The organism is Candidatus Palauibacter sp. (genome assembly GCF_965222475.1).
Lineage (GTDB): Bacteria > Gemmatimonadota > Gemmatimonadetes > Palauibacterales > Palauibacteraceae > Palauibacter.
Window position 1 is genome coordinate 404,899 of sequence record NZ_CBDCUB010000007.1, and the last position, 20,419, is coordinate 425,317.

The 20,419-nt window shown below is 67.6% G+C and carries 17 protein-coding genes; 11 read left to right on the forward strand and 6 right to left on the reverse strand.

Annotated features, from left to right (window positions below; all coding sequences use genetic code 11):
* Nucleotides 1-34: 34 nt before the first annotated feature.
* A complete protein-coding gene (locus ACOQPP_RS13740) occupies nucleotides 35-1,699 on the forward strand; it encodes an NADH-ubiquinone oxidoreductase-F iron-sulfur binding region domain-containing protein (RefSeq protein WP_419165945.1) in 1,665 nt (554 codons plus the stop codon).
* 108 nt (nucleotides 1,700-1,807) lie between these two features.
* Nucleotides 1,808-4,531, forward strand: a complete 2,724-nt coding sequence (gene fdhF, locus ACOQPP_RS13745; protein ID WP_420636743.1) for a formate dehydrogenase subunit alpha — start codon at nucleotides 1,808-1,810, stop codon at nucleotides 4,529-4,531.
* Here the strand turns inward: fdhF and ACOQPP_RS13750 are convergent.
* On the reverse strand, nucleotides 4,528-6,543 hold the full coding sequence (locus tag ACOQPP_RS13750; protein ID WP_419165943.1) for an aconitase family protein: 2,016 nt from the start codon (nucleotides 6,541-6,543) through the stop codon (nucleotides 4,528-4,530). The genes fdhF and ACOQPP_RS13750 overlap by 4 nt on opposite strands.
* Nucleotides 6,544-6,676: 133 nt before the next feature.
* A complete protein-coding gene (locus tag ACOQPP_RS13755; protein ID WP_420636744.1) occupies nucleotides 6,677-8,455 on the reverse strand; it encodes an SLC13 family permease in 1,779 nt (592 codons plus the stop codon).
* Between the two features lie 51 nt (nucleotides 8,456-8,506).
* On the opposite strand from ACOQPP_RS13755, the gene ACOQPP_RS13760 reads away from it, so the two are divergent.
* The 9 genes from ACOQPP_RS13760 to ACOQPP_RS13800 all read left to right on the forward strand — a co-directional run bounded on the left by ACOQPP_RS13760 (nucleotide 8,507) and on the right by ACOQPP_RS13800 (nucleotide 18,122).
* On the forward strand, nucleotides 8,507-9,418 hold the full coding sequence (locus ACOQPP_RS13760) for an NAD(P)H-binding protein (RefSeq protein WP_419165941.1): 912 nt from the start codon (nucleotides 8,507-8,509) through the stop codon (nucleotides 9,416-9,418).
* Nucleotides 9,419-9,596: 178 nt separating this feature from the next.
* A complete protein-coding gene (locus ACOQPP_RS13765; RefSeq protein WP_419165940.1) occupies nucleotides 9,597-10,271 on the forward strand; it encodes a hypothetical protein in 675 nt (224 codons plus the stop codon).
* 76 nt (nucleotides 10,272-10,347) lie between these two features.
* The gene (locus ACOQPP_RS13770; RefSeq protein ID WP_419165939.1) at nucleotides 10,348-10,983 is read left to right on the forward strand and encodes an OmpA family protein; all 636 of its coding nucleotides are present in this window, start codon (nucleotides 10,348-10,350) and stop codon (nucleotides 10,981-10,983) included.
* A 145-nt stretch (nucleotides 10,984-11,128) separates the two neighbouring features.
* Complete coding sequence (locus tag ACOQPP_RS13775) at nucleotides 11,129-12,130, forward strand: YgfZ/GcvT domain-containing protein (protein ID WP_420636745.1); 1,002 nt, start codon at nucleotides 11,129-11,131, stop codon at nucleotides 12,128-12,130.
* A 54-nt stretch (nucleotides 12,131-12,184) separates the two neighbouring features.
* Complete coding sequence (locus tag ACOQPP_RS13780) at nucleotides 12,185-13,159, forward strand: alpha-ketoacid dehydrogenase subunit beta (RefSeq protein WP_419165937.1); 975 nt, start codon at nucleotides 12,185-12,187, stop codon at nucleotides 13,157-13,159.
* 35 nt (nucleotides 13,160-13,194) lie between these two features.
* Nucleotides 13,195-14,643 (forward strand): dihydrolipoamide acetyltransferase family protein, encoded by a 1,449-nt coding sequence (locus ACOQPP_RS13785; protein ID WP_419165936.1) that lies wholly within the window; start codon nucleotides 13,195-13,197, stop codon nucleotides 14,641-14,643.
* 108 nt (nucleotides 14,644-14,751) lie between these two features.
* Complete coding sequence (locus tag ACOQPP_RS13790) at nucleotides 14,752-15,534, forward strand: succinate dehydrogenase (RefSeq protein WP_419165935.1); 783 nt, start codon at nucleotides 14,752-14,754, stop codon at nucleotides 15,532-15,534.
* Between the two features lie 45 nt (nucleotides 15,535-15,579).
* Nucleotides 15,580-17,376, forward strand: coding sequence for a fumarate reductase/succinate dehydrogenase flavoprotein subunit (locus ACOQPP_RS13795; RefSeq protein ID WP_419165934.1), 1,797 nt, complete (start codon nucleotides 15,580-15,582; stop codon nucleotides 17,374-17,376).
* A gap of 5 nt (nucleotides 17,377-17,381) precedes the next feature.
* Entirely contained in the window at nucleotides 17,382-18,122 is a 741-nt protein-coding gene (locus ACOQPP_RS13800; protein WP_419165933.1) for a succinate dehydrogenase/fumarate reductase iron-sulfur subunit, read from the forward strand.
* Here ACOQPP_RS13800 and ACOQPP_RS13805 read toward each other — a convergent pair.
* The 4 genes from ACOQPP_RS13805 to ACOQPP_RS13820 all read right to left on the reverse strand — a co-directional run bounded on the left by ACOQPP_RS13805 (nucleotide 18,119) and on the right by ACOQPP_RS13820 (nucleotide 20,419).
* Nucleotides 18,119-18,595, reverse strand: coding sequence for a type II toxin-antitoxin system VapC family toxin (locus ACOQPP_RS13805; protein ID WP_419165932.1), 477 nt, complete (start codon nucleotides 18,593-18,595; stop codon nucleotides 18,119-18,121). The two genes, ACOQPP_RS13800 and ACOQPP_RS13805, sit on opposite strands and share 4 nt — an antisense overlap.
* Nucleotides 18,592-18,795: an AbrB/MazE/SpoVT family DNA-binding domain-containing protein gene (locus ACOQPP_RS13810; protein ID WP_419165931.1), complete on the reverse strand. Its 204-nt coding sequence runs from the start codon at nucleotides 18,793-18,795 to the stop codon at nucleotides 18,592-18,594. Before ACOQPP_RS13810 ends, ACOQPP_RS13805 begins: the two co-directional genes overlap by 4 nt.
* 75 nt (nucleotides 18,796-18,870) lie before the next feature.
* Nucleotides 18,871-19,872 (reverse strand): calcium/sodium antiporter, encoded by a 1,002-nt coding sequence (locus ACOQPP_RS13815; RefSeq protein WP_419165930.1) that lies wholly within the window; start codon nucleotides 19,870-19,872, stop codon nucleotides 18,871-18,873.
* An 88-nt stretch (nucleotides 19,873-19,960) separates the two neighbouring features.
* Entirely contained in the window at nucleotides 19,961-20,419 is a 459-nt protein-coding gene (locus ACOQPP_RS13820) for a bactofilin family protein (protein ID WP_420636746.1), read from the reverse strand.

Sequence of the window (20,419 nt, forward strand, 5' to 3'; positions counted from 1 at the left end):
GCCGCCGCGAGCGGCGACGGGTAACTATGACGGCATGACAACGCCCTCCGACGCGGATCTCCTCGCGAAGTGGCGAGACGAATCCGCTCCCCTGCTCCCGCTTCTGCACGCGTTCCACGAGCGCGACGGGCACCTGTCCGAGGAGGCGCTGCGTACGATCTCCGACGATCTCCGGATCCCGATCGCCGACCTGTTCGGCACGGTGACGTTCTACCATCACTTCGCGCGTAAGCCGGGGGGACGCGGGCACCCGCGGGTGTGCACGGGGCCCGTATGCGCACTCCGGGGCGCCGACGAACTGCTGGCCGGGTTACCCGGGGCGCTTCCCATGCCTTGCCCAGGGCGCTGCGACGAGCCGATCCCGGTGCTGGAACGAGACCAGGTTCGCTGCGGAGCGACGGTCGCCGAACTCCAGTCCGGCCCCTCCCCTCTTCCTCCCGATCCGCCTCCCGGCATCGAAGAGTGTGTGTTCGCGCACATCCGGGCGCCGGGGCGGGCCACGCTCCCGGGCTATCGCGCGACCGGTGGCTACTCGGGGCTCGCGGCAGCGCTCCGCGGGCGCCCGGAGGAGGTGCTGGATCTGATCGACGCGAGCGGCCTCGCCGGCCGGGGTGGCGCCGGTTTCCCGACCGGGAGGAAGTGGCGGGCCGTGGCGGAAGCCGCAGGCGAGCCGAAGTCCATCGTGTGTAACGCCGACGAGGGCGAGCCGGGGTGCTTCAAGGACCGGGCGCTCATGGATTACGATCCGCACGCGGTCATCGAGGGGATGCTGGCGGCCGGTTTCGCCACCGGGGCGACCCGAGGTTTCATCTACCTCCGATATGAATACCCCGACACGTTCGAGATTCTCGAGAGAGCGCTCGACGAGGCCCGGGCCGAGGGATTGATCGGGCCTGCCGCCTTCGGGCCGGGGCGGCCGTTCGACCTCTGGGTACGCCGCGGCGCGGGCGCATACATCTGCGGGGAGGAGACATCCCTGCTCAACAGTCTCGAGGGCAAGCACCCGTTCCCTCGCAACCGCCCGCCCTTCCCGGTGACGCACGGATACGAGAACCTCCCCACCGTGGTGAACAACGTCGAGACACTCGCTTCGATACCACACATCCTGGCGCACGGAGCCGACTGGTACCGGGGACTCGGTAACGGCGAACACGCCGGCACCAAGGTGATTTCGCTCTCGGGCGACATCGAGCGACCCGGGAATTACGAAGTTCCGATGGGCTTTCCGCTGATGACGCTGATCGACGACGGGGCCGGCGGCGTACCCGGTGGCCGTGCGATCCAGGCGGTCACGATGGCCGGGCTGTCGGGCGGCTTTCTGGCGGGGGAGGATCTCGACGTGACGCTGGACGAGCCCTCGATCCGATCGAAGGAGTCGTTCCTCGGCGCGGGCGGGATCATGGTCTTCGACGACTCCCGGGACATGGTGGAGGTCGCGCATTCCGCCATGGAGTTCTTCGCAGAGGAGTCGTGCGGCAAGTGCTTCCCCTGCCGCATCGGCACGCAGCGCCTCACCGAACGCCTGCACGGCGGGGGTCCGTCGGATGTCGGCGACTGGATCGATGAAGTCCACGATCTTGGCGTGACGATGAAGGAAACGAGCGCCTGCGGGCTGGGGCAGGCCGCTCCCCTCATCACGGAGAGTCTGCTCCGCTATTTTCGGGATCGGGTTTCGAGGCACGTAACCGCGGCCCGGTAGGGCGCGGGGCCGGACATTTGTCGCAACGGGCGCGGACTGCCATGTTAGTTGGTCCGGCAGCTTCCAGCGGCCAGCGGCGCGGGGTCTCCAGGCCTCCAAGAGGTTGGATTGAGCGACACGACGGGCAACAACTCCGGCTTCGATTTCGAGATCACGCTTGACGGCGCGAAGGTGGGCGTCCGTCGTGGGGAGAGCGTCTACGAGGTCTCCGAGCGGCACCAGAAGGAGATCCCGACGCTGTGCTACGATCCGCGCCTGGAGGCCTTCGGTGGCTGCCGCCTCTGCATCGTCGAACTCGACGGCGCCCGCAACCCGGTAGCCTCCTGCACCATGCGGGCGGGACCGGGCATGCGGATCAAGACGCGATCCGCGCGGCTCGACATGCACCGCCGCGTCCTGATGGAGATGGTCGCGTCCGAGAACCGCGACACCGACGTCGACCCGCTGTCCGGGTATGCCTCGCAGGAGATGGCGGTTCTTCTCGACCGCTACGAGGCCCGGACGGGCCGTTTCGCGGGGGCCGGATCGGGCCGCAGCCGTCCCGACGACGACAACCCCTTCATCCTCCGCGACTACGAGAACTGCATCTCGTGCTACCGCTGCGTGCGGGTCTGCGCGGAGCAGGAGGGCGACTACGCGATCTCCGTCATGAACCGCGGGTTCGAGACGCAGATCACGACGGAGTTCGAGGGCCTGCTCGGGGACTCCGCCTGCACCTTCTGCGGGCAGTGCGTGCAGACCTGTCCCACCGGGGCGCTCGCGGACATCAAGGCGCTCGCGAACGCCGCGGTCCCCGGTGAGACGAAGAAGACGCGGACGGTCTGCCCGTACTGCGGGGTCGGCTGTTCCGTCGACCTGATGAGCCGTGGGGACACGCTGATCGGCGTGCAGCCGGCGATGGATGGGCCCGCCAACGAAGGCGCCCTCTGCGTGAAGGGCCAGTTCGCGTTCGATTTCGTGCAGCATCCCGACCGGCTCGCGTATCCCATGGTGCGCGGCGAGGACGGCGAACTTCACGAGACGGACTGGGACACGGCGCTGGACCGGGCGGCGGCGGGGTTCACGTCGGCCCTGGAGGACCACGGCCGGCACTCCGTGTACGGCATCGCATCGGGCCGCGCGCCGCACGAGGCGGCCTACATGATGCAGCGCTTCATCCGAGGCGCGTTCGGCACGAATCAGATCGACAACTGCAGCCGTGCCTGACACGCCCCCACGGTCGCCGGTCTGGCGGCCTCTATCGGACGGGGGGCGATGTCGAATCCGCTCGAGGACATGGAAAAGCCCGATGTGATCTTCTGCATCGGGACCAACATGACCGAGTGCCACCCGGTGGCCGCCACCCGAATCAAGCGGGCGGTCGCCAGGGGCGCCAAGCTCATTGTCGCCGATCCCCGTCGGATTCCCCTCGCCGAGATGGCGGATGTGTACCTGCCCCTGCGGGTCGGATCGGATGTCGCATTGCTGCTCGGGATGGCGCATGTGATCGCCCGTGAGGGGCTCGTCAACGACAGCTTCATGGCCGACCGCACGGTGGAGGGCCAGGACTTCGTGGAGCATGTCCTGGAGTACCCGCCGGAATGGGCGGAATCGATTACGGGGGTCGACGCGAAGCTGATCGAGCAGGCCGCGAGGTGGTACGGCGCGGCCGAGCGCGGCGCGATTTACTACACGCTGGGGATCACGGAGCACATCTGCGGCGTCGACAACGTCCAGAGTCTCTGCAATCTCGCCCTCATGACCGGCAACGTCGGGCGCGAGGGAACCGGGATCAACCCGATGCGGGGACAGAACAACATCCAGGGCGCGGGGGATTGCGGGGCGCTTCCGAACAACTACCCCGGCTTTCGGTCCGTCCTCGACCCGGCGAGCCAGGCGCTGTTTGCGGCCGCCTACGGGCGGGAGGTCGACCTCGAAATAGGCCCGACCAAAGTGCAGGCGCTCGACATGTGCGGCGACCGGATCCGGGCCATGATCATCAACGGCGAGAATACCGTCGTCACGGATCCCGACCGCGAGCACTGCGAGCACGCGCTCCGGAGCCTCGACCACCTCGTCGTCATCGACATCTTCCTCACCGAGACGGCGGAACTGGCCGATGTCGTGCTCCCGGCCACCGCCTGGGCGGAGACGGACGGCGTGTGCTCGAACACGGAGCGGCGCGTGCAGCGTCTCCGGAAGGCGGTCGAGCCGCCGGGCGAGGCCAGGCCCGACTGGTGGTGCGTGTCCCGGATCGCCCGGCGGATGGGACTGGACGGCTTCGAGTTCGAGTCGGCGAAGGAGGTCTTCAACGAGCTGTGCTCGCTGTCGCCGATCTACCGGGGCCTCGACTGGGACCGCATCCAGCACGGTGAGTACCACTGGCCGGTGCCCGAGCGGGGCCACCCCGGCACACCGATCCTCCACGAGGGCGAGTTCGAGAACGGGCGCGGGATCTTCCAGATGATCCGGTATCGGGACCCGGCCGAGACGATCTCCGAGGCGTACCCGATCTGGCTCACGACCGGACGCCGCCTGCCCGCGTATCACACGCGCACCCAGACGGGGCGCTCGGCGGGGATCGAGTACCTGCTGTCGGAAGAACGTCTCGAGATGAACCCCGCGGACGTGTCCAGGTGGGGTCTCCGGGACGGCGGCTGGGCGACGATGTCGAGCCCGCGCGGCCAGGTACGGATCAAGGTCGAGGCGAATGACCGCTCTCCGCCCGGAACCGTGTTCGCGTCGTTCAGCTTCAACGACGTGCCGGTGAACTTCCTCACCGGAGGCGGCTACGACCCGATCACGCACACGGCCGAACTGAAGGTCTGTCCGGTGAGGGTGGAGCCGGCCTAACCGCCCGCCCAGGCCTGGGGGTCGTAGGCGACGATCCGCCCCTCGATCGCCGAGGCCACGCACGTCAGCGGACTTGCGAGGTAGACCTGCCCGGGACCGCTCCGGCCCGGGAAGTTCCGGTTGATCGAGCTGATCGTGACCTGCCGCCGCGAAGTCGACACTCCCGGTCCCGCGTTGATGCAGGCCCCGCAGCCGGGGGCCAGTACCTCGAACCCCGCGTCGCGGAGTGCCGTGTCGTGACCCCGTTCGCGGCTCCAGGCCTCGACGTCGATCGAACCGTACTGCGCGTACGCCCGCACGGAATCGGGAACACGCCGGCCCGCCTCCAGTGCTCTGCGGGCCACCTCGCCGTACAGCGCGAAGTCCGCACGCTTGGAGCCCGTGCAGGACCCGATGAACACCAGGTCCAGTTCGATGTCCTCGCCGAGAGCGGAGATCGGCACGCCGTTCCCGGGGTCGCCGGGGGTCGCGACCAGGGGCTCCACCCGGCTCGCGTCGATCCCGATCGTCGCCGCGTATTCCGCTTCCGGATCGCTGTGGAGACCCTCGCACAGAACCCGCACCTCGTCCGCCGACATGCCCCGCCGCCCGGCAAGCCAGGCGATGGTCTTCTCGTCGGGCGCGACGATGCCGGTGAAGCCCCCCACCTCGGCCGCCATGTTCGTCAGCGTCACCCGCTCATCGATCGACATGGCGTCGATCGCTTCTCCCGCGAACTCGATGATCCGACCGATGGCCTCCCCGCTCTTCACGGTCGGGTGACGGAGCAGCTCCAGGATCAGGTCCTTCGCGACCACGCCGGGGCGCGGTGTGCCGGTCATGTGGACCCGAATCGACTCCGGCACCTCCAGCCGGACGTCTCGTGTAGCCCAGGCGTTGACGATCGCGGATGTGCCCACGCCGAAGGCGACGCACCCCAGCGCGCCGGAATGCGGTGTATGCGAATCGCTCCCGATGATGACCTGCCCGGGCAGCGCGTACCGGTCCTGCATCACGATGTGGCAGATCCCCTCGCTCCCGGTCCGGTCCGGCAACTCGCCGTGCAGGCGAACCCCCTTGGCGGCCGCAAACTCGCGCTGACGGTCGTGAAGGGCGTGCGCCGCATCGAGCAGCCCCGCAGCCTTGCGTTCCTCCGTGATCACCTCGTCCAGGAAGGCCAGGTGGTCCCGAAAGAAGAGGATCGAATCCGTGTCGTTGAGCCCCGCGTCGCCGGCGAAGTCCTCCCAGAACGTTGACGCCATGGGCGTCACGTACTCGTGAGAGAAGCGAAGATCCGCTCGCGCGAACCCCGTGTCGCCGGGCTTCACGGCCGGCACGCCAAGGGCATCGGACGCCGCGTCGGTCACCCAGTGCCGGGCCAGGATCTTCTCCGCGATGGTCTGCGGCCGGGACTCCGGCGTGTCGATCTCGGGGAGAGCGACGAGCCCCTTGAGCCGCGCCACCGCGTATTCGAGCAGGCCGCCATACTCGATGATGTCCCGCTGGATACGTCCCGCGTCCCCGATGAAGGCCTCGAGCGGTATCTCGACCCCGCGCCGGATCTTCTCGATCAGTGAGAAATCGGTGGAGGCGAGCAGGCCGATGTTCGCGCAGTTCTCCCCGTAGATCCGCTCGATGTTCTCTCCGATGACGACACGCAGGCCCGCCGCGTGCTCGGCGTACGGCGACGCCTCCCGGCTCGACCCCTTGCCGCGCCGCTTGCCGGACACCGAGCACGCGAAGCCGCCGTTTCGAATGTCGTTGCGGCCGATCGGCCGCTCATCGCCACACAGGAGGCCTACATACGGGTATTCCCCCAGCTTCTCGTCGAAGTGGTAGCAAACCCAGCCGGGCGTGATCTCGTCCGTCGAGATGTCGTCCCGCAGGGGGATCGACGGATCCCAGTCGAGGTCTTCCCCCGCGAGCTGGCGGCGGATGAGGTCCGGGTCTTCGGTCAGGAAGAGGATACGGCCCTGGAGCCGCACGGTCGGCGGCCGTTTGGCGACCTCGGTTTCGAGCAGATGTTCCAGCATGTCGGCGCTTCAGTGTCCTGTCGAGGGCCCACGCAGGCGAAGATGATAGGGTCGCGGGACCGGACGGGCCAAGTCGGCACATGACGTGGCAGGACTCGGCCCCCGAGGCGGGCGGCGGCGGGCGGCCAGCCGGTCAGCTGGGCCAGAAGATCGGGATGAGAAGGGTGGCCGTCACCAGCATGAGGAGGTTCAGCACGCCACCCACCTTCATGAAGTCAGAGAAGCGGTATCCACCCGGAGCATAGATCATGACGTTGGTCTGGTAGCCGAACGGGGTCACGAACGACGCCGACGCCCCGAACATCACGGCCACGAGCAGCGCGTACGGATTCATGCCGGCCTGCGTCGCTGCCACGATCGCGACGGGTGTGAGCATCACCGCCGTAGCCGCGTTGGATACGATGGCGGTCAGTACGGCCGTCACCAGGTAGAAGGCCCCGATCAGCCCGGTCTCCCCCAGGGTCGATGTGAGGGTCACCACCCACCCCGCGATCCACGCGGCCGCCCCCGTGGACTCGAGCGCCACGCCCAGAGGGATCAGCCCCGCGAGCACGAAGATCACCAGCCAATCGACCTCCGCGTAGATCTCCTCGACGCGCACGCAACGCGTGAACACCATCAGTCCGACGCCGGTGAGGGCGGAGGTCATGATGTCGAGGACGCCGAGAGCGGCCATCAGGACGACACCGACCATGATGGCCGCGGCGACCGCGGCCCGCGGTCGTCCTCCGGGCTGCGTGTTGACCTCGGACATGGGGATGAACCCGGGATCGTCGGCCAGCCGCTCGAGCGCGGGCGTGGTCCCGTGCATCAGCAGAAGATCGCCCACCCGGAACTCGATCTCGGCCAGTCGCTCGGTCACCGTCACGCCGTGCCGCTGGATCGCGAGCACCGTCGCATCGTATCGCTGTGCGAAGCTCTGATCCTTGAGCGTGCGGCCGACGAGGGCCGAGCCGGGCGCCACGAGAATCTCGACGAGCCGACCGCCTCCCGCCGTGAGGTCGAGTTGCCCGTGTGTGCGCTCGGTGGGGGTCACGAGACGCTGCCGCCGGGCGAGATCCAGCAGCCGGTCGGCCGATCCCTGTACGTACAGGAGGTCGCCCGGACGTATGTGGCGCTCTCCGTGCGGCACCGTGATGTCCTCCTGGCCCCGCTCGATCCCGAGGACGGTGACCGCATACCGCTCGCCCCATCCCAGTTCGGCCAGCGACTGGCCGGTCGCCGGCGAATCCGGCGCCACGAGCAGTTCGGTGACGAAGCGCCGGACCTGGTACTTGCTCGACAGGTCCGGGGGGCGCTCGCGGCGAGGCAGCTGCTTGCGGCCCACGGTGAAGAGGTAGGCCAGTCCCACGGCGAGACAGATCAGGCCCAGCGGGGCGATCGAGAACATGCTCAGGTCGTCGTAGCCCCGGCTCACCGCTTCTCCATGTACCACGAGGTTCGTGGACGTTCCGATGAGCGTGACGGTCCCCCCGAGGATGGAGACGAAGGAGAGCGGCATGAGGTACATGGAGGCCGGTTCCTCGGCCTGCTCGGCGAGCGAGATGAAGACCGGGATGAAGACCATCACCACGGCCGTGTTGTTGAGGAAAGGGGAAAGAAAGGCGACGATGAGGCAGAGCACGAACATGCGGCTGTACGACCCGCCGAGCGGAGCGGTTCGCGCCCACAGCCCGATCGCCGCCACGAGGCCGGTCTTGCGGAGCCCCAGGCCGAGGACGAGCATCGCGCCCACCGTCACGGTTGCGCGGCTCGAGAGGCCCGAGACCGCCTCGGCCGGCGTGAGGATGCCGCCCAGAAGCAGGGCGACCGGTATCGCCATCGCGACCTGGTCCAGCCGCAGCCGATCGATGGCGAACAGGACGAGAGCCACGAGCGCCAGACCGAGCACGAACACGATGTCGAACGTCATGCGCAGATGTTCAGCCCTTGCCCGTCCCGGCGCCAGTCGGGCGAGGTTCTGATGCGCCGGATCCTCGTCGCGGGCGGGACCGGCTTCCTCGGCCGGGCCTTCGCGCGGGGGCTGGTTCGCCGGGGGGCGCGAGTCGTCGTGCTGACCCGGTTCCCCGACAGGGCGGCGGGGCTCGGGCTCCCGGTCGACTACGTGCGGGGCGACGTCCGGCGGCCCGACACCCTTGGGCCCGCGATGCGCGGCGTCGACACAGCCGTCCTCTGCGTGCAGTTCCCGGGCTACCCCGTGGAGGCACCCGCGCGAGGTCGCACCTTCATGGAGGTCGACGCGCGGGGCACGGCCGCCCTCGTGGAGGCCGCGGTCGAGGGGGGGGTTCGAAAGCTGGTGTACGTGTCGGGAGTGGGGGCCGATCCGGACGCCGCGCGGATCTGGTATCGTGCGAAGGGACTCGCCGAGGCCTCGGTGAAGGAATCGGGCCTCGCCCACGCGATCGTCCGGCCTTCATGGGTCTACGGGCCCGAGGACCGGAGCCTCAATCGCTTCGTGACCCTCATCGGCGCCGTCCCGTTCTTCTTCCCTCAACTGGGTCGAGGTTGTGGACGGATCACGCCCATCCATGCCGACGACCTGGCGGGTCTCGTCTGCGAAGTGACACTGGGTACGGCGGGCGACGGGCTCACCCTGGAAGCGGGCGGACCCGAAGTGCTCACGCTGGACGAGGTCGTCCGGACGGCGATGCGGGTGCTCGGCCGCCCGAAGCCGATTCTCCACCTGCCGCTACCTCTCGCGAAGCTCGGTGCCGCCCTTCTGGAGCTTCTTCCCGGCCAACTGCTCTCGCGAGATGCCGTTGACTTCGTCACCCAGGACGGCGTGGCGGACTCCCGTGTCGTCCGCGACCGTTTCCCGTCCTTCGATCCTCGGGCTGTGGGCCCCGGGCTGGAGGCGTATCTGTCCGGATCGTGACCATCGCGTGGGGCGTTGTCTCCCTTGCATTTTGCGCGTTTGCCGGATTAGCTTGAGTTGGTTTTCGAAGGCAGCGGAGCCAGTCTGCCGCAGGTCTCCGTATTCCACGTTGGAGAGTGTTCGAGCGGCGCGCGCCCGAGGACTCCCTGGCGGTCCCACAGACACGCAGGAGGTCGATATGAAGGTTGGTTCCAGAAAGCTGGGCTTGACGCTCGGCGCGGTGGTGTTGTTGGCTCTCCTGCCCGTGCGGGCCGAGGCGCAGACGGGTTCCTATTCGCCGATGTTCTGGTCGTTCGAGGGCAGCGTCGGGATGGCGCTTCCGATGGGCGACATCGCGGATGCGGCCGAGTCCGGGCCTGCGTTCACGGCCGCCGCGTCCTATTTCATGAGCCCGCGGCTCGCCCTCCGGGCGGAGGGTGGTCTCGACATGCTCGGCACGAAAGGCTCGGTCGATCCGAACTTCCAGATTCTGCACCTGCTGGGCGGAATCGAGTATCACCTCGTCGATCCCATGGGGAACACGACCGTCGCCGTGGATGTGCTCGCGGGGGCCTCGACCTTCGACACGGATGTCATTCGGGTGCATGACCACCCCAGCTCGGGTGACTTCACCGTCGGCCTGGTGAACGGCTCCTACGTCTCGGGCAATGCCGGCATCAAGGTCGGATACAACTTCGCCCGGCACGCCGACAGCGGCGTGCCCATGGTGACGCTCTTCGCCCATGCCAGGGTGCGCATGATCTGGGCGGACGCGGAGAACACCCATATCTACATGGCGCTGAACGGCTTGGATGGGTTCGACACCGTCATGGAGGTTCCCTTCGCGGTGGGCCTCCGCATCAACTTCCCGTGATTTGTTGAAGGAGAGCCCTCAGGGCTCCCGCCCTGTTGATTCAAGACGGTTCATAACGCAAGAAGGAGAAATGGGGATGGGTGAGACCAGACGATGGGTGGTGGGCGTTGCGGTAATACTTGCGTTCGTATCCACGGGCTGCATGCAACTCGTGCGCCAGTGGGAGCTCGACGGGACGATGGAGCCCGTCCATGGGCAACTCGCCGATCATGAGACACGGATCTCGGCGAACGCGGCCGCGATGGAGTCGTTTCAGAGCGACATCGAGGAACTGCGGCGCCGACTGGATCAGTTGCAGCGCGAGTTCGGCGGGCATGTCGGCGACGACGACATGCACGGGGGCGGCCTTGCCGTGTCCCTGCCGGTTCACTTCGACTTCAACAGTTCCGACATCCGTGCCGTCGATCGGCCTATTCTCGATGCGTTCGCCGCGGCGATTACCGGCACGTTCCAGCAGGCGCGGATCACCGTTGAGGGTTCGGCCGATCAGGCCGGTTCCGCCGTTTACAACATGCGGCTGTCGACAGCGCGTGCCGAGAGCGTGAGGGATTATCTCGTTCAGAACGCCGGTCTCGACGCGGACAACGTCGGCGCCGTCGGGATGGGTGAGAGCCGACTCGTCAACGGGGAGACAGGGGTCCAGAACCCGCAGAGCGGGATCGAGAATCGCCGCGCGACGTTCATCATTGAATGGGCCGGCCCCGGCCGCTAGGATCGACACTCTGACAGACCCGCGGATGGCGGTCTCGGAGCTAGGCTCCCGGGTTTCGGCCCGGGAGTCTTTTTTCTCGACGGGATATCGAGCCGCTCTCGAGCGGGTGGCTTGCCTTCCGGATCGCGGACGAAGCGTCGTCGCCGTGTCGGGTGCCGCGCCGCTTCGCGTGGTCAACGGTCTCGCGTCGAACGACACGAGTGAAGTCGAGAACGGCCGCGGGACCTACTCCTATCTGCTCGACCGCCGCGGACGGGTCGTGGTCGATCTGAGGATTCTTCCCGCGCCGGAGTTCGAGGCGTCCTCGGGTCCGCTCACGGTGTGGCTGGATGCGCCTGCATCGGGCCGGGAGGCGTTGACGCGCCACCTCGAGAAGTACGTGCCACCGATTCTCGCGAGCCACCGACCGACGAGTGCGGGTGCGGTTTCTCTCCTCGGCCCGCTCGCCGCCGACGCGCTCGGGCGCTGGGCCGCCGACTCCAGGGCGGTCTTCCTGAAGGGCCCGGGCGACCTCGATCCTCTGGAAGCGACGACGGTGCGCCTCGAAAGCGCAGCCGGACTCGCCGTGCGTCGCGAGGACATCGAGGGGCCTGGCTTCGACCTCTACGTCGAGCCGGGGAACGGCGGCGCGGCCGAGGCAGCGCGCATTCGTAGACAGCTGGAGTCTGCCGTGGCGAGTCTGGACGGGACGGTCGCGACCGGGGCGGATTGGGAGATTCTGCGGGTCGAGCGAGGGTTGCCGGTGTTCGGGGCGGAACTGGGTCCGGACCGGCTGGCACCGGAAGTGGGTCAGGATGCCCGGGCCATCAGCCTCACGAAGGGGTGTTTCACGGGACAGGAAGTGGTCGCCCGCATTCACTACCGCGGCCATGTGAACTGGCATCTTCGCGGGATCCGGGGCGGGGCGGCGACGCCGGGCGACACCGGCGACCGTTGCGGTTTGGTGGGCTCCGAGCTTCACGCCGTCGCGGGTCCGCCCGCCCGGAGGTCTGTCGGGGTCGTCACATCGGCCGTCGTCTCTCCGCGCTTCGGACTGATCGGCCTCGCATATCTCCGCCGTGAGATCGAACCGGGCGATACGGTTCGATCCCTCCAGGCTCCCCATGGGGAGTTCGAGGTGACCGCCCTACCCTTTACTAATAGGTAAAGGGCCAATCGCAAGGCGTTGCCGCCCTCTCCGGGCTGCGGTATTCTCCGCCATGTGACGACCTATCTGGAAGCGATCCGGGAGGCGATCCGGGAGGAAATGGAGGCCGATCCCGATGTCTTCATCATGGGTGAAGATATCGGGGCCTACGGAGGCGCCTTCAGAATCACCCAAGGCTTGCTGGCCGAGTTCGGCCCGCATCGGGTCATCGACACTCCGATCAGCGAGGCGGCGATCGTGGGGGCCGCGATCGGTGCTGCGCACATGGGTCTGAAGCCCGTCTGCGAGATGCAGTTCATCGACTTCATCGCGCCGGCCTTCAACGTCATCGTGAACTTCGCGGCCAAGGTCCGGTATCGCACGGGCGCCGGGGCCGGTCTCGTGATTCGCGGGCCGTGCGGCGCAGGCGTCCGGGCCGGCCCGTTTCACTCGCAGAACGTGGAATCGTACTTCGCCAACGTTCCGGGTCTGAAGATGGTCGCGCCCGCCACTGTCCGGGACGCGAAGGGCCTTCTGAAGGCCGCGATCCGCGACCCGGATCCGGTGCTTTTCTTTGAGCATAAATACCTCTACCGGCGACTCAAGGATGAGTTGCCGGCCGGTGAGGAGATCCTGACACCCCTCGGGAAGGCGCGGACCCACCGGGAAGGAGCCGACCTGACGATCGTCACCTACGGGGCCATGGTCCATGCGGCACATGAAGCGGCCGAACGAGTCGCCCACGAGGACGGAGCGCAGGTCGAGATCATCGACCTCAGAAGCCTGCAACCTCTCGACGCCGCCGCGGTCCTCGACAGCGTGAGAAAGACCGGGAGACTCCTTATCGTGCACGAGGCGCCGGGCTTCGGGGGCTTTGGGGGCGAGTTGGCGGCGGTGGCGTGCGAAGGGGCGTTCGAGTGGCTGGACGCGCCGATCCGGCGTGTGACCGCCCGCGACACGCCGGTGCCGTATGCCGCGCCGCTCGAGGATGCGCACCTGCCGCAGGTCGCTGACATCGTATCGATGGCTCGCGAACAATTGCATTACTAAGGGACGCCGAGCAGGAACCGGGGGAGGAAGAAGCTATGTCGAAAGTGGATGTGATCATGCCGCAGATGGGTGAGTCCATCGCGGAGGGGACGTTGACGCGCTGGCTCAAGTCGGTCGGCGACGCGGTCGAACGGGACGAAGACCTGTTCGAGATCTCGACGGACAAGGTGGACGCGGACATCCCTTCCCCCGCCGCGGGGGTGCTCGCCGAGGTACTCGTGCAGAACGGCGAGACCGTCGAGGTGAACACGATCGTCGCGAGGATTGAGACCGATATGACCGCCGGTGTGGGCCAGGCGGAGACGCAGACGGGCGATCTGCCCGACACGCCCGCTCCGACCGCCCCCGCGCCCGCTCCGGCACCGGCCGACGCTGCCGCGCTCCCGGAGGCCGTCCCGACGACGGCGGCGGATGGACCGCCCGCGAGCCGCGAGGAGCGGCTGAGGACGCGCTCCACGCCGCTCGTGCGGAAGATCGCCGCCGAGCATGGCGTCGACATCGACCAGGTGACCGGCACCGGCAGTTCCGGACGGGTGACGCGCGATGACATCCTGGCCTTCATCGCCTCCGGGGGGCGGGAAACCGCCGGCCATCCGGAGACGGCTGTCGCGCACGTGCCGGCGCCGGTCGCGGTCCCCGACGATCCAGCCCCCCCGGCGCCCGTGTCCGCCCCTCCGTCCGCCCCGCCCCCCGGGCCGGCGGCGCCTGGGACGCTTCGCGTTCCGATCCACGGGGCGACGCTGGACATCAAGCTCGGCTCCGTGCCGGTGCGTGATCGGGACCGGGTCGAGGAGATGAGCAGAGTCCGCCTGCGGACGATGGAGCACATGCTCATGTCCAAGCGGGTGTCGGCCCATGTGACCTCCGTCAACGAGGTCGACTTCGAGCGCGTCGTGCAGTTGCGGCGATCGATGAAGGGAAGGTTCACCGAGCAGGGCGTGAAACTCACGTACGGCCCGTTCATCTACCGGGCCGTGATCGACGCCCTGCGACAGTATCCGATCCTGAACGCGTCCGTGGACGGATCGCGAATCGTCTATCACGGCAACATCAACCTCGGCATCGCCGTGGCGCTGAACGACGGTCGCGAACTCATCGTCCCCGTGATCAAGGACGCGGACCAACTCAGCCTCCTGGGGCTCGCGGAGCGGGCCAATGCGCTTGCGGCCAAAGCCCGCGCCAAGGCGCTCGACTTCGACGACATCCAGGGAGGCACGTTCACGATCACCAACGTGGGTGTGTTCGGGAACCTGTTCGGGACGCCGATCATCAACCAGCCGCAGGTGGCGATCCTCGGCACGGGCGTCATCGAGAAGCGGCCCGTGGTCGTGCAGGACGCTCTGGGCAATGACGTGATCGCGATCCGCCACCGGGCGTATTTCGGCCTCTCTTACGACCACCGGGTCGTGGACGGCGCGATGGCGGCGTTCTTCCTGAACAGGGTGCAGGAATACCTCGAGGACTTCCCGGACGAGATGGCCTAGAAGCCCTCACCGGCGCCGGTCGCGGCTTGACGCCATCGGGACCGCCCGGTAGGCTGGCCGCGTTCCTCCATGTGGACCCGGCGCCGGTTCAGAATTCGACGGGAGACAATGGAAAGCTCGGTCGCGGTGCGAGATCGCGGATTCGGCAAGACCCTTCGAACGGATCGCTGGTGGCTACCCCCTCTCAGCGTCGCTCTGGGGCTCGGCTTCTTCGGGCTGTATGCGACCTGGGCGGTCCTGCAGGGCGGCAACTATTTCGCCGACCCCTACCTGTCCCCGTTCTACTCACCCTGCATCGCCGCGAGCTGTCCGGAGCAGATCCGGTTGCTCGGATTCGAGTGGTGGCCCTTCTCGCCCGCGATCCTGATGATGGGCGTCATCCTGGGGTTTCGGGGGACCTGCTACTACTACAGGAAGGCGTACTACCGGGCCTATTTCCTCGATCCGCCGGCGTGTGCGGTGGGCGAGTTCCGGGGTGACGGATACGGGGGCGAGACGAGATTCCCGTGGATCCTGCAGAACCTGCACCGCTATTTCCTCTACGCCTCGATCGTCATCTGGCTCTTCCTGACGTACGACACGATCCACGGCTTTCTCTTCGAGGACGGGTTCGGGGTAGGACTCGGATCTCTGATCCTGCTGATGAACCTCGTCCTCCTCTCCGGCTACTGGTTCGGGTGTCATTCTCTCCGGCACCTGATCGGGGGCGACGTCGACTGCCATTCCTGCGCGCTTGCGGGGAAGGCGCGCTACAAGGCCTGGAAGGGCGTGAGCTGGTTCAACAAGCGACACATGAGCTGGGCCTGGCTCAGTCTCGCTTTCGTGTGCGTGACCGACCTCTACATCCGGCTCGTCGCGATGGGCGCGTTCCAGGACCCACGGCTTTTCTGACGACTCTCACTCCGGCTACGCACACCGACCCTCGGCGGAACCTGCATGGAGATACGAGAACGCCACGAACATGACGTGCTGGTGATCGGAGCCGGCGGCGCCGGGTTGCGGGCGGCCATCGAGGCGATCGCAGCCTGCGCCTCCGTGGCGCTCGTCGGCAAGTCCCTGCTCGGCAAGGCCCACACGGTGATGGCCGAGGGGGGCATGGCGGCGGCGCTCGGCAACAACCGCCCGGAAGACAACTGGCGCGTCCATTTCCGCGACACCATGCGGGGCGGGAAGGGGCTGTGCGACTGGCGCATGGCCCAGGCTCACGCGCGGGAGGCGCCGGATCGCGTGAGGGAGCTCGAAGCATGGGGCGCCCTCTTCGATCGCGCGGAGGACGGCCGCATGAACCAGCGCCCGTTCGGGGGACACACGTACGGGAGGCTGGCGCACGTGGGGGACCGGACGGGGCTGGAACTGATCCGGACGCTCCAGGACCACGCCGTGCACGAGGGCGCCGATGTCTTCATGGAGTGCACGGTCTTCCGCTTGCTCGTGGTCGAGGGCCGCGTGGCCGGTGCGCTGGCCTACTGGCGTCCAACGGGCGAGTTCGTGCTCTTCCGGGCCCGGACCGTCATCCTTGCGACGGGCGGGCTCGGCAAGGCCTGGAAGATCACATCCAACTCGTGGGAATGCACCGGAGACGGCGTCGCGCTCGCCTACGAGGCGGGAGCCGAACTCATGGGGATGGAGTTCGTCCAGTTCCATCCGACCGGCATGGTGTGGCCGCCCAGCGTGCGCGGCACGCTCGTCACGGAGGGGGTCCGAGGCGAAGGCGGCATCCTCACGAACAGCGAAGGTGAGCGCTTCATGTTCCGCTACGTCCCCGAGATGTTCGAGGGGGACTACGCGGAGACCGAGGAGGAAGCGGACCGCTGGGTGGAGGGGGATCGTACAAGCAATCGCCGGCCGCCCGAACTCCTGACCCGGGACGTGGTCGCGAAAGCGATCATCGCGGAGGTGGAGGCCGGGCGCGGCAGCCCGCACGGCGGCGTCTTCCTCGACATCTCCGGCAAGCGCGGCCCGGAGTACATCAAGGCGAAGCTCCCGAGCATGTATCACCAGTTCCAGGAACTCGCCGGCGTCGATATCACGGTCGACGCGATGGAGGTGGGACCGACGACGCACTACGCGATGGGGGGCGTGAAGGTCGACCCGGAGACGGCCGCCACCTGCGTGCCCGGCCTGTACGCGGCGGGCGAGGTCGCGGCTGGACTGCACGGGGGCAACCGCCTCGGCGGGAATTCCCTTTCGGACCTCATCGTTTTCGGCCAGCGCGCCGGGGCGGCCGCCGCCGCCGAGGCGAAGGATCTGGATCTCATCGCCGTCGCCGACGGCGAACTCGAGGACGCCGCGCGGCAGGCACTCTCCCCCTTCGCGCGCGAGGGCGGGCGCAACCCCTTCTCGCTGCAGGAGGAACTGCAACAGGTCATGCAGGACAAGGTGGGGATCGCTCGAACGGCGGCGCACCTGCACGAGGCGCTAGCGGACGTGCGGCGGCTGCGCGCGGCGGTCGACGGCTGTTCCGTTGACGGAGGGAGGGCCTTCAACCCCGGCTGGCACACGTGGATCGACCTGCACGGAATGCTCACGGTCTCCGAAGCCGTCGTGCTCACGGCGCTCGAGCGCAGGGAGAGTCGCGGGGCTCATACCCGCATCGACTATCCTGATTCGGACCCCGAGTTCGGGCGGGTCAACCTCGTCATTCGATCCTCCGACGGGCGGATGGTGACCGACGCCGAGCCGGTAGCGGCGCCGCCGGACGACCTGCGGCGGCTCATCGAGGAAGGGGTGTAAGCGAGGTGGCGCAACGAACCTTCGAAGTCTACCGCGGCTCGGAAGTCCAGGGGGCGCTCGAGTCCTACGAGATCGACGTGGAAGAGGGCATGGTCGTGCTCGACGCGATCCACCGCATTCAGGCCGAACATGCCCCGGACCTCGCCGTACGCTGGAACTGCAAGGCCGGCAAGTGCGGGTCCTGCAGTTGCGAGGTCAACGGGCAGCCCCGACTCACATGCATGACGCGGTTGTCGGACTACGGCGCGGAAGAGACGATCACGGTGACGCCGATGAAGGCCTTCCCCGTGATCAAGGACCTCGTCGCGGACGTCTCGCAGGGGTATCGGAACAACGCCTCGATCCCGCGCTTCAAGCCGCGCCCGCGTGACGCCGAGGATGGCTGGCGGATGCAGCAGTTCGAGATCGAGCGCGCGCAGGAGATGCGGAAGTGCATCGAATGCTTCCTCTGCCAGGACGTGTGCCACGTACTCCGGTCCCACCGAAAGCACGAGGAGTTCATCGGCCCGACCTACCTCGTGAGGACGGCCGGATACAGCCTGAATCCCATCGATGTCGAGGATCGGAGCGCGTTCCTGAAGGACGCCGCGGGGATCGGCTACTGCAACATCACGAAGTGCTGCACGGAAGTGTGCCCGGAGAGCATCACCATCACCGACAATGCGATCATTCCGCTCAAGGAACGTGTGGTCGACCGCTTCTACGACCCGCTCAAGGCGCTCGTCCGACTCGTGCGGCGAGGCTAGCCGTCGTCTGAGGTGACGTCCTCGATGTTGAGCACGAGCATTCCCGCGATCCGCCGCAGGACCGATCCCGTCGTGAGGTAGATCTCGGCGCCCGACACGAGGGCGGTCGCGATCTGGAACGCCCGTTCGGGGCGCCCTCCCAGCCGTGCGCGGACCTCGGCGGCCTGAAGCGCGATCTCCGGGCCGGCCGCTACGATCTCAAGTCGCGCGTGGAGCCGCAGTGTCCGGGCGACCTCCCGGGCCAGGGCCGCCTCCCCCTGCCGGTAGACTTCCGCGAGGATCTGGTACAGCGAGAGGCTCGAGGTCTGGGCGGTGATCTGCCCATCCCGTATGCCCGCGAACACGACGTCCGTGCGCGCGACGGGCCCGGTCGCCGTGAGGTGGAGGGCCAGGACCCGCGCATCGACATGGACCAGCGTGGCCCGCGTGAGACGTTCGACGAGACCATCCGGCGTCCCGACCTCCGCCGTCATCCGTCGGTGAGCTCGGCCCAGAGGTCCCCGGATCCGGCGACGTCCTTGAGGGCGCCGCCGAGGCGATCCTCCAGATCCGGCGGCAGCTTCTCCATCCGGACCGTGTCGTCCTCCACCGTGACGGCCAGCCGGTCGCCGGGTACCAGGCCAAGGGCGTCCCGAGCCGGCTTCGGCACCACGATCTGGTTCTTGCTGCTCATCTTTACGGAAACGACCATGAAACCAACTTATGCTTTACGGTGTCACTTTACAATCCTCGCGTGGCGGCTTCTATGCTACGTAGGCGGCGCGAATGCGACGAGCGACACAATGTACCCAAGGTAAAGCAGGAGTAGGAGCGCACCCTCCCACCGTTGCACCGTACCTCTATGCAAGGCGAGCGGGATGAGAATGATGGAGAACGCGAGGGCCGGAAGGACGTAGCCGACGACGATGCTCGGGTCGAGGACGAGAGGTCGGAGGAGCGCGGCCGTGCCGAGGACCAGACCGAGATTGAAGACGTTGGAGCCGATGACGTTCCCGATTGCAATGTCACCCATGCGTCGGTAGGCGGCGACCAGCGTGGATGCGAGTTCCGGCAGCGAAGTACCCACCGCTATCATGGTTGCGGCGACGACGGCCTCGGGCAGCCGGAGCGCGAGCGCGATGCCCTTCCCGCCCTCGAGCAGCCACTCCGCTCCGAAGTAGAGCAACGTCATGCCGAGCCCGATTCGCAGGAGCGACCCCCAGGGGGCCGGTAGGTCGGTCTCCGCATCGTCTGCTTCGGGCTCCCCTGCCGACTCCGTCTCGCTGGCGGCGGGCCGGGGTGGCCGGGGTTCGCTGTGCCTGACTTCGCTCCTCTCCCACCGCAGGAGGAAGAAGAGGTAGAGCGACCAGCCGGACACGAGCACGAACCCGTCGAGTCGACCGAGGGCATCGTTCAGGGACAGCGCCATCACGAGCGACAGCACGAAGATGACGAGCGGGGTCTCCCTCACGATGACGCGGTGGTGCACCACAATCGGGCGAATCAGAGCACCGATACCGACGATCAGGCCTACGTTCGCCGCGGTCGACCCCATGACGTTCCCGACGGCGAAGCCCGCGTCCCCGTCCAGTGCGGCGCTCCCGCTCACGAAGAGCTCGGGGGCGGACGTACCGAAGGCGACCACCGTGAGGCCGACGACGAGCGGACTTACGCCGAGGCGCTGAGCCAGCGCGGCCGCTCCGCGGACGAGCCAGTCCGCCCCCAGCGTGAGAGGCACGAGCGCGAACACGAAGAGAAGCGTGTCCCTCATCGGCGGTCTGGGCGTTGTGCAGAATATACGACGGGTTCAAGGCCCCCCGGGCGGCGCCCCCGTGAACCCGGCGGGATGGGCTCCCGGGTCAGCTGCGGCCAGCCGCGTGCTTCTTCGGTTGGAGAGAACGCCCAGGCCCTTTCGTGCCCGACGCCGTCGCCGGGGCGGCGGCCTTTTCGGCCGGGTCCGCCTTCGACATGTGGAAGCGGCCATCGATCTGCCCACCCTCGTCCAGCTTGATCCGCCGGCTCCGGATGTCACCGTCGATGTGGCAGGTCTCCTGCAATTCCACCCGGCTCGCGCCCATGACGGTCCCCTGTACGGAGCCGGCGACCACGACATCCTGGGTCTCGATATCTCCAACAACCTGCCCCTTCTTGCCCACGACCACCGACTTCGATGCCTGGACCGACCCTTCGACCTTCCCTTCCACGCGCACCGTGCCCTCGCACCGTATGTCCCCGAGGACGGTCATTCCCGGTGCGATCACCGAAACCACGTCGCTCACCTCGCGGACGGGTGGAGCTTGTCGAGAATCTCTGATCAT

Coding starts and splice junctions, on each gene's coding strand:
- ACOQPP_RS13740 (WP_419165945.1), top strand. CDS start 35: ATGACAACGCCCTCCGACGCGGATCTCCTCGCGAAGTGGCGAGACGAA.
- ACOQPP_RS13750 (WP_419165943.1), bottom strand. CDS start 6,543: ATGCTGGAACATCTGCTCGAAACCGAGGTCGCCAAACGGCCGCCGACC.
- ACOQPP_RS13755 (WP_420636744.1), bottom strand. CDS start 8,455: ATGACGTTCGACATCGTGTTCGTGCTCGGTCTGGCGCTCGTGGCTCTC.
- ACOQPP_RS13760 (WP_419165941.1), top strand. CDS start 8,507: ATGCGCCGGATCCTCGTCGCGGGCGGGACCGGCTTCCTCGGCCGGGCC.
- ACOQPP_RS13765 (WP_419165940.1), top strand. CDS start 9,597: ATGAAGGTTGGTTCCAGAAAGCTGGGCTTGACGCTCGGCGCGGTGGTG.
- ACOQPP_RS13770 (WP_419165939.1), top strand. CDS start 10,348: ATGGGTGAGACCAGACGATGGGTGGTGGGCGTTGCGGTAATACTTGCG.
- ACOQPP_RS13785 (WP_419165936.1), top strand. CDS start 13,195: ATGTCGAAAGTGGATGTGATCATGCCGCAGATGGGTGAGTCCATCGCG.
- ACOQPP_RS13790 (WP_419165935.1), top strand. CDS start 14,752: ATGGAAAGCTCGGTCGCGGTGCGAGATCGCGGATTCGGCAAGACCCTT.
- ACOQPP_RS13795 (WP_419165934.1), top strand. CDS start 15,580: ATGGAGATACGAGAACGCCACGAACATGACGTGCTGGTGATCGGAGCC.
- ACOQPP_RS13805 (WP_419165932.1), bottom strand. CDS start 18,595: ATGACGGCGGAGGTCGGGACGCCGGATGGTCTCGTCGAACGTCTCACG.
- ACOQPP_RS13810 (WP_419165931.1), bottom strand. CDS start 18,795: ATGAGCAGCAAGAACCAGATCGTGGTGCCGAAGCCGGCTCGGGACGCC.
- ACOQPP_RS13815 (WP_419165930.1), bottom strand. CDS start 19,872: ATGAGGGACACGCTTCTCTTCGTGTTCGCGCTCGTGCCTCTCACGCTG.
- ACOQPP_RS13820 (WP_420636746.1), bottom strand. CDS start 20,419: ATGATCAGAGATTCTCGACAAGCTCCACCCGTCCGCGAGGTGAGCGAC.